This window comes from Legionella rubrilucens (assembly GCF_001468125.1).
Taxonomy (GTDB): domain Bacteria; phylum Pseudomonadota; class Gammaproteobacteria; order Legionellales; family Legionellaceae; genus Legionella_C; species Legionella_C rubrilucens.
Genome location: NZ_LNYT01000007.1, coordinates 251,211 through 265,762, shown reverse-complemented (window position 1 = coordinate 265,762; position 14,552 = coordinate 251,211). Strand labels below are relative to the sequence as shown.

The window sequence follows — 14,552 nt, the reverse complement described above, 5'->3', positions numbered from 1 at the left end:
CCTTACTCTCCTTTCTTCTCAGTATCCTTTTTGGGATTCATGACGTCGTCGTAAGACAGCTGTTTCTTAACCATTTTTGCATTTTCACTGATCTTTTCGGCAACGACTTCTTCCATGACCAGGGCTTCGACTTCGCCCAGACGTTCTTTGCTGGCTTTGTACCAGTTACGCAATTCGTCCGGATTTTCATAAGCACTGGCGAACTTATCAATCATAGCATCCACACGCTCTTTTTCAGTAGTGAGTTCATGCTTTTTGACGTATTCCGAGAATAAAAGTCCCAGATGAACACGGCGCTTGGCCTGCTCTTCGAACAGCGCACGCGGAAAATCAGGGATTTTCTCATTGTCATGGTGTTCGTGGCCGAATAAGCGATGATACATTTCATGCTTTAAGTGCGCAATTTCATTGTCAATTAACGCCACAGGCAAATCAAACGGATTGGCAGACAATAATTTATCGAAGATTTTTTCACGGTTCATGGCGCTGACACGACGCTCGAGTTCACGGGTCATGTTGTCCTTAATGTCTTTTTTGAGCGCGTCAATGCCGCCTTCCTTAATATTGAATTTCTCCGCGAAGGCATCATTCAGCTCAGGTAATTGACCTTCAAAGACCTTGTGCAGCGTGATTTTGAAGGTGGCTTCTTTTCCGGCCAACTCGTTGTGACCGTAATCGGCAGGGAAAGACACCTTGATGTCGGCAGGCTTACCTGGTTTCATCCCCACAATGCCGTCTTCAAATCCGGGGATCATGGAGCCGGATCCAAGAACTAATTCATAGTCTTTTGCACTGCCGCCTTCAAAGGGCTCATCACCCAGAAAACCTTCGAAATCAATAACCACTTTGTCGCCTTTTGCCGCCGCGCGCGACACTTCCTGCCATTCTTTATTCTGTTCGCGCAGTTTTTCCAGCATGTTGTCAACATCGGCGTCTTTAACTTGCGCTTCGATGGCTTCGATTTCATCCTGGTTCAATTCAGTGATGTCAATGACCGGGAATACTTCAAACGTCGCGGTATAGCGAAAATCCTTGCCCGCTTCGAGCTGCTCGGGTTCGACCATGGGCTGGCCTGCCGGCACCAATTCATTCTTTTGCAGGGCTTCATACAGGGTGGATTGAACCATTTCGCGGGCGACTTCTTCACGGACACTGTCAGAGAAGCGATTCTTCACCACATTCATGGGCACTTTACCGGGGCGAAAGCCAGCGACTTTGGCTTTACGGGCAAGCTCGCGCAGACGTTGGCCTACCTCTTCTTCAACTCGTTCGGTAGGTACCGAAACCGTTACTTTGCGTTCCAAACCGTTTAAGGTTTCAACAGAAACTTGCATCTAGTCACCTCTTGATGAATTTACATGAATATGGTGCGAAAGGAGAGACTCGAACTCTCACGGGTTACCCCACTGGAACCTAAATCCAGCGCGTCTACCAGTTCCGCCACTTTCGCAAAACAGGGTGGAATTATCGAACAGTACGTGAGTCTTGTAAAGACTCTCTGTGAATCTCGACATGAATTGTATTTGGCTTGATTTAAATGGGGTGAACGATGGGACTCGAACCCACGACAACCGGGATCACAACCCGGGGCTCTACCAACTGAGCTACGCTCACCATAACGACATATTCTTGAATCTGCACTAGGCTGGCACGCCCGGCAGGATTCGAACCTGCTACCCTCGGCTTAGAAGGCCGATGCTCTATCCAGATGAGCTACGGGCGCATTAAATGGTCGGGGTGGAGGGATTCGAACCCCCGACATCCTGCTCCCAAAGCAGGCGCGCTACCAGACTGCGCTACACCCCGTAACCCGTCCTAGGACAGAGCGCAGATAATACTAGCAGCCAGACGCAAAATCAATAACCTGGGCATTTATTTTATCATGCCTGGTCGAATAAAGCCCTTTCTATTTTAAATGCCTGATTCTACCGTTTGCGAAGCCCCTGATTTCTCAGTAGCATAAGCTTAAAAACGACGTGTGATGACTATGAAAACCCCGCTGCTGCCACTGTTTGACAATCTGGATCACCTGCATAAAAACCATGAGCATGTCGTGCTTCCCAATGCCGAGGTTCAACCTGATTTTTATTACACGCTGCAGTTTTTAAAAAGCTACACCGGCAGTCAGGGCACCTTTAACAGTTATCGACGTGAAGCGGAGCGTTTGCTGCAATGGACCTGGCATGTCCGTAAAACGACGCTTAAACAATTGAAACGCGAGGACATCGACCAGTTCATCCGTTTCTGCCAGAATCCGCCCGAGAGCTGGATTAGCCTCAAAAAAGTCCCCCGTTACCTCGAAAAAGAAGGCTTAAGGCAGCCTAATCCTGAATGGCGTCCGTTTGTGGTTACCGTCAGTAAGGCCGCGTTTAAACAGGGTCATCGCCCCACCCTTGCACAGTTTACCCTCTCCCAGGGCGCTATTCAGGAAATTTTTGCCATTTTAAGTACTCTGTTTAATTTTTTGATTGCGGAAGAGTATTTAATCGCAAATCCCGTGGCGCTCATCCGCCAGAAGAGCAAGTACATCCGCAAACGCCAGCAAAACGCCCCTATCCGCCGTTTAAGCTTAATCCAGTGGGAAGCCGTGCTTCGAGCCGCCGAAAAACTAGCCAATGAGCATCCAGAAAAGCATGAGCGGACTTTTTTTATCTTAAGCCTGCTTTTTGGTCTGTACCTGCGTATTTCGGAGTTGGCTGCCAGCGATCGCTGGATTCCCACCATGAATGATTTTGCCAGGGATAACCACGGCAACTGGTGGTTTACAACCGTCGGTAAAGGCAATAAAGAGCGCCAGATTGCCGTCAGCGATGCCATGCTGCAAAGCCTGTCGCGATGGCGTCGTTTTTTAGGTTTATCGGCCCTGCCCTCCCCGGCCGACAATTCGCCGCTGATTCCCAAATTGCGCGGCAATGGCCCAATGAGCGACACCGCCCCCTTACGCCGTCTGGTGCAGCACTGCTTTGATTTGGCCGCCCTGGATTTACAGGCCCGCAATCAAATGGAAGAGGCAGAACATCTGGCTTCAGCGACTGTCCACTGGTTAAGGCACACCGGGATTTCAGAAGACGTGAAGATTCGCCCGCGTGAACACGTGCGGGACGATGCCGGACACAGTTCCAGCGCCACGACCGATCGCTACATTGATGTTGAAAAACTGGCGCGCCACCGCTCAGCGCGAGGCAAACAGATTGAACCCACTGAAAACGGTTAAGGGCAGGCGTCGACGAGTTCGATGGATTCTGTTTGAAGCGCTTCGCCTAAAAAAATCTCCCCGACCTGTTGGAATCGGGCCACCGAATCGGTAACTAAGTAACGGATGTGACGGCCATTGCCCTGAGTCTGCAAGCCCGCCTCGCTGAGCACCTGCTTTAAACGCTTAGCCGTGGCTTCCGCCGAGTCAACAATGGTAACTGTTTCCGGTAGGAGACGGCACAGCAGCGGTTTAAACACGGGAAAATGCGTACAGCCTAACAGCAGGGTATCCTGCACATTAAAATCAGCAAGGTAATGGCGCAGGGCTTCTTTGGCCACCGCATTATCGACCATGCCTTCTTCAGCCAAGGCCACTAAGACACTGCAGGCTCTTGCGGTAATGACGGCTTCAGGCAACTGCTCGTTGATTAAACGTTGATAGGCTTTGGAAGCGATGGTGGTTTCAGTGGCTAAAACCGCCACCTGCTGATTTTTAGTCGCGGCAATCACCGCACTGGCGCCGGGCTGCACCACGCCAAGCACCGGAATATCCGGTAGCATGACTTGCAGATGAGGCAACGCCGCGGTGGTCGCGGTGTTACAGGCAATCACCAAGGCCTTAATGCGCCGTTCAACCAGCACCTTGGCCATCTGCGATGCGTACTGCTGCACCGTATCAGGACTTTTCGTCCCATAGGGCAGCCTCGCCGTATCCCCGAGATAAATGAACGATTCCTGCGGCAGCGTGCTTTTTAGGGCACGCAAAACCGTGAGACCGCCCATCCCTGAATCAAACACCCCGATTGGTAGGTTATTATTCTTCATGGTGTCCTGTGTTTAGGTTTACCCGAGCGTAGGACCTCGGTTGGCATTCAAATCACGCTCGAGATTGTCCAACGCCTCTTTCCCTTCCGTTTTAAATTGCTGCAGCATGCTGGCAATTTTTTTGGTGACGTCTTTGGTCGTGCTCTTTTCCGCTTCTTTGGATTCGGTGAAGGTTTTTATCAAGCCCACCATTTGTTTAATGGCTGGATGCGCCATGTACGTATTGTAGAGCGCATCGCTTTTAAGTCCAAACACTTTACCCAGTTCACTGTCAGGATCAAACGCGGTGGAGGCCACTTTAATCGCATCCTGGCTGAACTTCATCTTGGGGTTGTTTTTACCCAACACCATCAGGGCCGTCCATAAATGCCTTAATTCCTCGGGATTGGAGCCGGTAATGACGAGAGGTCTGTCTTTGGTTGGCGCATGATCCACGTGAGCCAGGATTTGCGAGGCCATGCCCATGGCGCATTTAATTTGATTCTCGGGGTCTTTAGGGAATTTAGACACCGTAATGGTCGCCTTGGGATTAACCTCGGTTTTCTTCTTAACCGTTTTGGGCTCCAGATGGCCGGCATGGACTTCTTCAATAAAGGTCCCGGTATCGGCCACTGTCCGGGTTTGCCCTCTGCCGTAGGCTTCTTGTCTGGTGCCGGAAAGAACGTATTCACGGCACATGCCCGGTTCAAGTTTTTTAACGGTGTAGGTTCTTGGCGCCTCGGTGGAGACCGCTGTACGGTCTGGCGCTGCCTGCTGTCCGGGACCGGGTTGATAGCCCTGAGCAAAATGCTGCTCTTTCTCATCCACCGGAAAGTCATTGTATCTCATGTCGGAGGTGGCGAAGATCACATTGGTGCCGTGCTTGCAATCCTCCAGATGCTGAATTAATCCCTTGCGGGCTAATTCATTCGTAGCCGAAGGATCACCGTTCAACGCCAGACTGGCCTTTTCATAAAGGTTGATGCCCGCTTTAATCAACGCCAATTCCTCTTTTAATTGCGCACGGAACTTTTCAATATCCCTTTTTTGCTGGCGTTCAGCCGGCTGATTCAGGGTTGAGGTATCCGGCAGGGAATTGAGCTTGTCTTCATAAATCTTTTGCTGTCTTCGGAACTCTTCAAGAATAATGTCACAATCGCGGGCAAAGGTTTTAAACTTGGGATGTAACTCATTATACGCCTGACGTGCCGCCACTTCGAATTCGGGGCTTAACCATTGCATTTCAGTTAAACTACCCAGGTGCTTAATCTCCTGCAGGTAATCGTCGTCAATGTCGGTTATCGATTTCAGTTTGGTTTTTAATGCCTGGATCTCGGTCTGCTCAGTCTCCTTGGTGCCGCCTGGGGCGCTGTAGTTCCCCCTATCCAACCAGGCCTGCTGTTTCTTAACCTGTTTGTAGGCGTCAAACATCTCAGGGGTGATTTGTTGTTGCCAGCCTGTATTTCCCAAATTGTTATTTATCGTGTTATTTCCGGGTATACCGGTAATGACATTATTAAGCGAGGCTGCATTTTCAAAAAAATCCCTAAAATTTTGAATCTCATTTTGGTCGAAAGGCTGCGCCTTACTTAAACGCAGGGCAATTTCAATCGCGGCTTTTTCTTTAATGTCCGCTGCAGTCGCGTTAAGCATATGGGATATAACGCCATGCCTTGCCACCAGGTGACCATTACGCGTATGCTGAGTTGCCATGGCTTGCCGGATGGCATCATCCGCGATATTAAGCCCCTGTGCATTCAGCCCAAACGCCTCATTAAACGCCGCTTTATCCTGAGGGTTAAACGTCATTCTTAGTGTGCCGACCAAGTTCCTATAGACATTATTATTCGCATCAAAGATGTTATTTTGAGTCAACAACGTTCGATTGAGCGCATTAATCTGCGCGTCATCGACAGCCAGAGGCGGTTTAATGCTGGCTAAAATCTTTGCCAATTCGGGGTTAAACAATTTACTTAATTTGGATAAGCGCTGATTTTCGGCAATCAAATCACCGGCGCTGCTGTTCGTCGTCCCCACTACCCGGCGAATTTCATCGATGCTTTGCGCTTTCATCAAGGCGCCGAGCACCTCCGGTTTGGCTAAAATGGCCTTTTGCTTATCCAGGCTTAACTGAGAAATGAATGCCTGCAGGTGAGGATGTGCTTCGGCAGGGAAAGCGGAATGAGCATTGATATGCCCAGTGGCTGCACGTGCGGCGGCTTTTTTCTGTAAATCGGCAGCGAGGCTGTCATCCATCCAATCCAGATTGGCGGTAATCCCCATGTTAGCGAGTTTGATTTTAACATCATTGGTGTCTCTGGCTTGAATTAGATCATTTAAATGAGCTATTGGGGCGTGCCCTGGACTAGCAAGAGGGTATTTATCAAGCACTATCTCAATAAGTTGTTTGCGGAAATTATTTTGATCGGACGGAGACAAGGATTGTAGCCAAGTTTGTATATTGCCCGGATTACCATCGTGACTGAGGGTATTAATATAGGAAATAACTGCATTAAAATGAACCTGGTTACCCATATCCGCTTCTTTAGCGGCTCTGGCCAGTGACTCCGCTTTGGCAAGACCTCGCAAGCCATTGATAAAAGCAGGGCTAGCATTTCCGTGTATTAAATCGTCTGCCTCCGCATTACCAACACCCATTAATTGATTGATTTTTAATGCATCTTGTAATTCATTTACTTGCCGCTGTGCTATACCAATGGCATTCAGTTCTCTGTTACTTAATTTTTTAACATTTGCTCTCAGCAGGCTAATCAACGCCTCTTCACGACTTTTTGTCACATTATCCGGGTTATTGAAATAGTCATCAAGGGCCTGCCCCATCAGAGGAGGTTCTGTGGCAGACATTAAATATTGTTTGTACTGAGTGGCAAAATTGGCCCGAGCAACCAGCCTTTTTAAATGCTCCGTTGAGGCCGAAGGGAGATGGGCGCGGACATGGGCGGCCCCCAGGATAGAGCGCAGCAGGGCAGGCTCAACCAGGGCTTCTCGAGCGTTAAGATTACCAGGACCAGAAAAACCCAAGGCCGGGTATCTGTCAAGGACGGAACGCAGGCTTCCGATGTCGCGTACATCGGCCAAGGCCTTTAAAGCCTTGACATCGCCACACGCCGCAATATTCAATTTTAAAGCCTGAAGCGCGGCAATCTGACGTAATTCTTTGGCATTGGCCTCCGTTACGGCATGAGTCACATAACGTCCATTTGCATCAAACAGAGGGGTGATGGCACCCTGTAATGTCCCAACCGGTGGGTTTGCTGCGGCAGCGGCTATGCGGATAAGATCATTTGCATCGTCATGAACAGCCAAGGCTTCCTTAAGGTATCTCGCCCCTAAAACCCCTTTTGCCCAGTTGGCATCCTCATCCTGCTGGTTAAATTTATCGTGGTATACACCGTTAAATACACCTTGAGGAAATGGGTTAAAAGTCGCTGTCTGCTGATCCAGCGCATTAAACGCGTTAGCGATAGGATTAAAGTCAGCCCTGAAGTGATGCTGAACTCTGAGTTCAAAGGCTTTTCTTAAAGCCACTTTTTCAAATGGACCATTCGCCAGAAGATTACCCGTCAAGGCATTCCTAACATTCGCATCCGCTATGCCCAAATGTTGGGCAGCGGTACGGAAATTACCATCGTGATTACGGGCAGCCAATAAATTTTCAAGCTGTGCCAAGGTTTGCACAGTACCCGGTGCCGCTTTAATTTTCTGAATTAACAACGCCCGTTTCGCCGCCGCCTTAATAGCATCAGCGGCATTGTCAGTGATGTGGTTGGGGTTATTGGGTTGAAACCCGCCATGCCATTGGGTAGTATCCCCCACGAGTGCATTCAATGGCGCAGTAGCTAACTGTTGCCGCACAGCTTGTTGATTATTGGCCGTAATAATGGCATTGAGTGCCGCCTCATTTGCCTCCATCAATGCCAGTTGGGCCCGCTTTTGGGCGGCGAGTTGATAAAGATCGATGAATCGCTGACCTGCAGTATTGTCAGTTGCATCAAAGTTAACATTCCCAACATCATTTGCAGGAAAGTCACCATTTACCAATGCACCATTGCTAATCGCAATCCATACATTCTTATGTGCAAAAAGAGCGGCCCTCAAGGCATTGGCATCCGTATGATCGGTCCTCAATATCGCATCAAGGGCGGCTTTATACCCAGGATTATTCGCTAAATGAGGATTATCGTTAAGATCAGTGAGAAGCGCTGCAAGCTGTTGATTCTTTGCCATGAAAAATACTCCGGGTATCCAATCACTTTATTGTAAACCTAATTCCTTAAGTTTACCTTAACCAAATCGGGCGAACTCATTAAATCATTTGGAATTGCCGCCAATTTATTCTATGTTAATTAGTATAGCAAGCGAATGGATAACATCGGATGTTAAGACCGCTCGTCTGTCTCTTTCTCTTAGTTCCGGCCTTAGGCTTTGCCTGCGGCGCGACCAAAACCGTGGTGGATGTCAAACCGGCGGGCCTGCCGCAATACATTTGCTTTGACGGCCGCACGCTCACCTGCGCCCGCACGGGCTACATCTGGCAGGCTAAACGCGGTTGCTTCTTCAGTCACGTGCCCTGCGAAGACTATCAGGCCAATTTTTATGGCTTTTACCCGCGCGGCAAGCAGATCGCTCGAGCCTATTACAAATGCCGCAAGGGCTATCCCTGGCGTTTGGGTGAGATGCAAACGCATTGAGGTAGCTGAAGGGGGTTAAACAGCCGGCAGCTCCATCACCAAGGCGAAAGCTGCGACTATCCATATGACTGTGCTCAACAGGTAGGGGCGCTTGAAACGTTCATAGGTTTTTTTCACTGACCACAAATCAATCAATACCACCGGAATGATCGTCAGGGCAAACAGTAAAAGAATCTGTGCAACCAGCCAATCCGCGGTATCAAAAGGCAGAATAGCCTGAATTCCCTCAGTCAACACATAGAGAACCGCTTTTAATTTCAACAGCGCCCACAAAACCCAGAGTTCGTAATAAGCTGCCAAAAAAGAAGCGAGCGCAATCGGAAGGAACAGCTTCATGCCCGGGATTTTGAAAAATTTTTTAATGGCCTCGCTGAATTCCTGGGAAAAAAACACGACGATGGCCGAACACAGTACAACCAATGCTATGGTTAATAACATGCCGTTATCCTTTTTCTTCCAGTGCTTCCCAACGCGCATAAAGCGTAGCCAACTCGGCTTCGTCTTTGGCGAGTTCCTGTGTGAACTGACTGATGGCCTGCGCATCCCGTTGATAAAAATCAGGATTAGCCATAACCAATTGCAATTCGTTTATCTTTTCTTCCAACTGTTCGATTTTTTGCGGCAATTGTGCCAACTCCCTTTGCTCATTAAAACTCAGTTTAACCGAACTGGCCGTGCGTTTAATAGTCTTTGCCGGGGTGCTGGTTTCGCGCTGCTGCTTTTTCTGACGGCGATAATCCTCATACCCACCCACGTACTCGTTAAATACCCCTTCGCCTTCATGGACCAGCACACTGGTCACCACCTGATTGATGAATGCCCTGTCATGGCTGATTAATAGCAAGGTACCCGGGTAATCCACCAGCAGGGTTTCGATGAGTTCCAGCGTTTCAATGTCCAAATCGTTGGTCGGCTCGTCCATGACCAGTAGATTCACCGGTTTGGCGAACAATTTAGCCAGCAGCAGGCGGTTGCGTTCGCCCCCAGACAACGTGGAAACCTGTTGATTGAACCGCTCCGGCGGAAATAAAAATTCACGCAGGTAGGTGGCCACGTGTTTTTGCTTGCCGTTGATGGTGACGTAATCCGCCCCGTCGCCGACGTTGGCCATCACGGTTTCATTTTCATTGAGCTGGCGGCGCAATTGGTCAAAATAGGCGACCTCCAGGAATGTACCCTGCCGAACCGTGCCGCTGTCAGGCTGCAATTCGCCGAGCAACGTGCGGATCAGCGTGGTTTTACCGCAGCCGTTAGGGCCGATAATGCCCACCTTGTCGCCACGGGTCAGCAGCAGAGAAAAATTCTTAAGCAGTGTTTTATCGCCCAGAGTTAAGTTGACCTGGTTTGCCTCGATCACTAAAAAACCCGAACGGGCGACATCAAGCGCCACGGATTGCACTTTACCCAGTTGGGCACGCCTGGCCTTGTACTCCTCGCGCATGGCCTTGAGCGCCCTCACCCGCCCTTCATTACGCGTCCGTCGGGCCTTAATGCCGGTGCGAATCCAGGCTTCTTCTTCGCTGAGACGCTTGTCGAAAAGTTCATTGTGTTTTTCTTCCGTCAGGCGCATGGCTTCGCGTCGATCAAGGTAAGTTTCGTAATCGCAGTCATGGGTATACAGGTTGCCGCGGTCGACTTCGACAATGCGGCTCGCCACCTGGCCTAAAAATTCACGGTCGTGGGTTACCACCAGTAAACTGCCCTGATACGATTTAAGGTAAGATTCCAGCCATTCAATGGCGTTGACGTCAAGGTGGTTGGTCGGTTCATCGAGCAGGAGCAAATCCGGTGCGGCAATCAGCGCGGCAGCGAGCAGGGCGCGGCGTTTCATTCCGCCAGAGAGCTTGTCCATGCGTGCATTGGCATCAATGCCGATGCGGGTGGCCATCATTTCAACCCGGGGCAGAATATCCCAGGCATGCAGGTTGTCCATGCGCAACTGACATTGGGCGAGACGCGTCAGATCATTGCCTTGCGACAGGCGATGAAATTCATCAAGGACCTCGCCGACTTCGCCAAGCCCCTTCACTAGAAAATGATAAACGGATTCGTTTTCATGAACAGGGACCTCCTGCGTCAATCCCGCCACACGCAGCCCACTCAAGCGGTTAACCTGGCCTTTGTCCGGTTGCAACTGGCCCTGCAGCAAGCGAAGCAGGGTGGATTTGCCGGCGCCATTGCGGCCCACCAGCGCGATGCGATCCTGGGCCTGAATCTGCCAGTCCACCTCGTTAAGCAATGAATTGCCGGCGACGTTTAAACTGACCCCGTGAAGCGAGAGTATACTCATAAAAAACCTGTTGACCTGAGTGTGTAAAACCTATTTTTCGATGATCAATTGCCTGTCTTTCTGCGATAAATTAAAAAGCGACAGCACATTCATTCCCAACAGCACCATCTCGTCCTGTTCATCGGGTAAAATGACCGCTTTGATGTCTTTTAATTCAAAAGGACCAAAAGATAACCGATCCAGCCGCGTTAACAGGCCCGTGACTTCGCCGCTGGCGGTATTGAGCGTAATGGGATAACGCCCTTGAAGGTGAAGCTCGTCGGCCACCGTTTTAGGAATGGCCACGAGACTGGCACCCGTATCCACCATAAACTCGACGGCCTTGTCATTAATGAACCCTTTGACGCGGTAATGACCCTGCCGGTCGCTTTTAATGGTCAATGTACCCCGGTCAATCTCATAGCGGGCAGGATCATGCTGGTCGTGAACATAAAAAAAAGTAAACAGCAGGCCGAATAAAATCAGCCAGGCAATAATGAACATCTTACGCCCCGTGCGGGCGTATGAATCGTCTTCCACGCCAGTGACTCACTTATTTCCGGGGTAAAACCAAAATGCCGTCCATTTCGACCTGAGCACCCCGCGGCAGCGCAGCCACACCAATGGCCGCCCGGGCCGGGAACGGTTCGGCGAAATAACGGGTCATTGCTTCGTTGACCAATGGAAAATGGTTCAAATCCGTCAGGTACACGTTCAGTTTGACCACATTGGCCAAGGTGCCGCCGGCGGCTTCGCACACGGCGGTTAAATTGTCAAGAACCTGATTAATCTGCAGCCTGATTTCGTCACTGCAAAGCTGCATGGTTTTAGGATCGAGCGGAATTTGCCCGGATAAATACACGGTATCGCCGCAACGAACCGCCTGACTGTACGTTCCAATCGCTGCTGGAGCTACTTCGCTGTGAATCGCTTGCATGAATTATTCCCCCTGTTTCTTACGGTAAAGGCGCATGACCACTTTATTGGCCCGCAGGCGCCGCATGACTCTGGCTAAATGGGTTCGGTCGCGGACACTGATGGAAAACGTGACCGCATTATGCCGGCCATCCCGTGGGTCGACATTAATATTGCCAATATTGGATTCCGCTTCTGCAATGGCCGTGGCCAAGGCCGCGAGTACACCGCGCTGGTTAGCTACATCCACCGTGATATCTACCCAGTACTCGCCCTGCACCTGCTCATCCCAGCGCAAGGAAATGAATTGCTCAGGATGGCTTCGGACATGATTGACCTGCGGACAATCACTGGCATGAACAATGATACCCCGACCCTGCTGGAAACGTCCAACAATACTGTCGCCGGGAATGGGTTGGCAGCAATCGGCAAAATGAATTACCATCCCCTCGGTGCCCTTAATGGCTAAAGGCCCGCCCTGGGTTGTTTTTTCAAGGTCCGGGCTTTCCTGGGTGATAACCAAGCGTTTGGCAATGACCATGGGCATTTGATTGCCGATCCCCACCGCGTAATACAGCTCATCGGCTGATTTGTAATTGAGATCCTGCAATAAAGCCTGAATGGATTCAGGCGGTACCTTGGATAATTCACTGCCCAGTTCGTTTAATGCCTGATCGAGCAATCGTTTACCCAGAACAATGGATTCTGCATGCTGCTGGCTTTTCAGAAAATGGCGGATATTGCTGCGCGCCTTGCCGGTCACGACAAAGTTTAACCAGGCCGGGTTGGGATGGGCGCCCGGGGCGGTGATGATTTCCACCGTTTGTCCATTGGACAGCGGAATGCTCAACGGCACCAGGCGGCGGTTAACTTTGGCAGCCACGCAACTGTTACCCACACCGGAATGAACGGTATAGGCAAAATCAACCGGTGTTGCCCCTTTGGGTAATTCCATGATATGGCCTTTAGGCGTAAAGACGTAAATTTCATCAGGAAACAGGTCAATTTTGACGTTTTCAATGAATTCAAGGGAATTACCCGTGCTGCGCTGCATCTCCAGCAAACGCTGTACCCATTCCCGAGCCCTTAACTGGGCTTCGTTGATTTCAAGTCCTGAGGATTTGTAAATCCAGTGTGCCGCAACCCCGTTTTCAGCCACTTTGTCCATGTCGCGTGTACGAATCTGCACTTCCAGGGGAACGCCATAGGGGCCAAAAAGAGTCGTATGCAGGGATTGGTAACCGTTGGCCTTGGGAATGCCGATGTAATCTTTAAACCGTTGGGGCACGGGTTTGTAAGTGCGGTGCAAGGCGCCGAGCACCCGATAGCAGGAGTCAATGTCTTCGGTAATCACCCGGAAAGCAAATACATCCGTGATTTCAGTAAACGACGCTTTTTTCTGTTTCATCTTACGGTAAATGCTGTACAAGTGCTTCTGCCGGCCAAACACATGCTCATAAGGAATATTCAAATCCTGCAGGGCTTTCTGCAAATCGTTTTCAATGCGCTGGGTCAATTCGCGGCGGTTACCGCGTGATTTTTCCACCGCAGACTTGATGGCACGGTAGCGCATGGGATACAACGCCTGAAAACCCAGATCTTCAAGGCCGGTATACAGCGCATGCATCCCCAGACGGTTGGCAATCGGGGCATAGATTTCCAGGGTTTCAATGGCGATGCGGCGGCGTTTCAAGCGCGGCATGGCGCCCAAGGTGTGCATGTTATGGAAACGGTCGGCCAGTTTGACGATGATGACACGGATATCCTTCACCATGGCAAGCACCATTTTACGGAAGTTTTCCGCCTGAGCCTCCGCCCGGGATTCAAATTTGATCTTGGTTAATTTGGTCACGCCATCCACCAGGGCAGTGACGTCTTCCCCGAATTGCTGGGTTAAATCGTCTTTGCTGATGGATGTGTCTTCAACGACGTCATGCAGCAGCGTGGCCATGATGGTCTGGTAATCAAGACGCATTCGGGCAAGAATAAGGGCTGCAGCAACCGGGTGGGTAATGTAAGGCTCGCCAGAACGACGCATTTGGCCCTGGTGTGCTTTTTCAGCCACCAGATAGGCTTGATGGCATTTTTCTATGTAGGGTTGCTCAAGATAGCATTTAAGCTCTTCATCCAGCTCCTTAAAGTAGCTCACGCCTCACTCCCCTCGCTTTGATGACGGCTATTATTAGGCGAGCCGCAGCTCCCTGGTTATAATTCAAGCGATATTGCCAACACATCGAAAGCCTTAAACCAATTTTATTATTAAAAATTGTACTCTATTTATAAGTATCGACATCAATGCCCGAATCATCAAGACAATAAGCCATCTTGATGATAATTCCTGACTTGGGATGATTAAGTAAGTCCCAGGGTTCGCGAAGACACGAAACCGGATACAGGGCAGAAATCAGCTTATTAATCTTTTTCTAAAATCTCAGGCGTGATTAATCCGGCAGCGATTTCTCTTAAGGCAACCACCGTGGGTTTGTCATTTTCCCAATCCACCATTGGCTGCTCGCCGCGGACTGCGATTTGGCGTGCACGTTTTGTAGCCACCATGACCAATTCAAAACGATTTGCTACGTGCTCTAAACAATCTTCTACCGTTACACGTGCCATACAAACTCCCCTCCAGAATTGAAACGGCAATCCCTTGATTC

11 protein-coding genes and 4 tRNA genes are annotated in these 14,552 nt (G+C 50.0%); 2 read left to right on the top strand and 13 right to left on the bottom strand.

Annotation, left to right across the window (positions count from 1 at the left end; translation table 11 throughout):
• Positions 1–2: 2 nt before the first annotated feature.
• From tig to Lrub_RS04810, 5 genes are all read right to left on the bottom strand, one after another.
• Positions 3–1,334, bottom strand: a complete 1,332-nt coding sequence (gene tig / locus Lrub_RS04830) for a trigger factor (RefSeq protein WP_058531054.1) — start codon at positions 1,332–1,334, stop codon at positions 3–5.
• 31 nt (positions 1,335–1,365) lie between these two features.
• Positions 1,366–1,450: transfer RNA gene (locus Lrub_RS04825), tRNA-Leu, on the bottom strand.
• Between the two features lie 88 nt (positions 1,451–1,538).
• A tRNA-His gene (locus Lrub_RS04820) sits at positions 1,539–1,614 on the bottom strand.
• 32 nt (positions 1,615–1,646) lie between these two features.
• Positions 1,647–1,723 (bottom strand) — tRNA-Arg (locus Lrub_RS04815).
• 6 nt (positions 1,724–1,729) lie between these two features.
• Positions 1,730–1,806: transfer RNA gene (locus Lrub_RS04810), tRNA-Pro, on the bottom strand.
• Between the two features lie 175 nt (positions 1,807–1,981).
• Here Lrub_RS04810 and Lrub_RS04805 point away from each other — a divergent pair.
• The gene (locus tag Lrub_RS04805) at positions 1,982–3,214 is read left to right on the top strand and encodes a tyrosine-type recombinase/integrase (RefSeq protein WP_133134006.1); all 1,233 of its coding nucleotides are present in this window, start codon (positions 1,982–1,984) and stop codon (positions 3,212–3,214) included.
• Here Lrub_RS04805 and murI read toward each other — a convergent pair.
• Entirely contained in the window at positions 3,211–4,020 is an 810-nt protein-coding gene (gene murI / locus Lrub_RS04800; RefSeq protein ID WP_058531052.1) for a glutamate racemase, read from the bottom strand. The genes Lrub_RS04805 and murI overlap by 4 nt on opposite strands.
• Before the next feature lie 18 nt (positions 4,021–4,038).
• Positions 4,039–8,247 carry a hypothetical protein gene (locus tag Lrub_RS04795; protein WP_058531051.1) on the bottom strand — a complete coding sequence of 1,403 codons (4,209 nt, stop codon included), beginning with the start codon at positions 8,245–8,247 and terminating at the stop codon, positions 4,039–4,041.
• 149 nt (positions 8,248–8,396) lie between these two features.
• Here Lrub_RS04795 and Lrub_RS04790 point away from each other — a divergent pair, with 149 nt between their 5' ends.
• Complete coding sequence (locus Lrub_RS04790; RefSeq protein WP_058531050.1) at positions 8,397–8,711, top strand: hypothetical protein; 315 nt, start codon at positions 8,397–8,399, stop codon at positions 8,709–8,711.
• 15 nt (positions 8,712–8,726) lie between these two features.
• On the opposite strand, the gene Lrub_RS04785 is transcribed toward Lrub_RS04790, so the two are convergent.
• The 6 genes from Lrub_RS04785 to rpoZ all read right to left on the bottom strand — a co-directional run bounded on the left by Lrub_RS04785 (position 8,727) and on the right by rpoZ (position 14,511).
• Positions 8,727–9,149, bottom strand: coding sequence for a hypothetical protein (locus tag Lrub_RS04785; RefSeq protein WP_058531049.1), 423 nt, complete (start codon positions 9,147–9,149; stop codon positions 8,727–8,729).
• 4 nt (positions 9,150–9,153) lie between these two features.
• A complete protein-coding gene (locus Lrub_RS04780; protein ID WP_058531048.1) occupies positions 9,154–11,001 on the bottom strand; it encodes an ATP-binding cassette domain-containing protein in 1,848 nt (615 codons plus the stop codon).
• Positions 11,002–11,031: 30 nt separating this feature from the next.
• Positions 11,032–11,520 carry a retropepsin-like aspartic protease family protein gene (locus Lrub_RS04775; protein ID WP_058531047.1) on the bottom strand — a complete coding sequence of 163 codons (489 nt, stop codon included), beginning with the start codon at positions 11,518–11,520 and terminating at the stop codon, positions 11,032–11,034.
• Between the two features lie 13 nt (positions 11,521–11,533).
• Positions 11,534–11,917, bottom strand: a complete 384-nt coding sequence (locus Lrub_RS04770) for a RidA family protein (RefSeq protein ID WP_058531046.1) — start codon at positions 11,915–11,917, stop codon at positions 11,534–11,536.
• A 3-nt stretch (positions 11,918–11,920) separates the two neighbouring features.
• Positions 11,921–14,044 (bottom strand): bifunctional GTP diphosphokinase/guanosine-3',5'-bis pyrophosphate 3'-pyrophosphohydrolase, encoded by a 2,124-nt coding sequence (gene spoT / locus Lrub_RS04765; protein ID WP_058531045.1) that lies wholly within the window; start codon positions 14,042–14,044, stop codon positions 11,921–11,923.
• Between the two features lie 263 nt (positions 14,045–14,307).
• Positions 14,308–14,511 (bottom strand): DNA-directed RNA polymerase subunit omega, encoded by a 204-nt coding sequence (gene rpoZ, locus Lrub_RS04760; RefSeq protein WP_058531044.1) that lies wholly within the window; start codon positions 14,509–14,511, stop codon positions 14,308–14,310.
• Between the last annotated feature and the right edge of the window lie 41 nt (positions 14,512–14,552).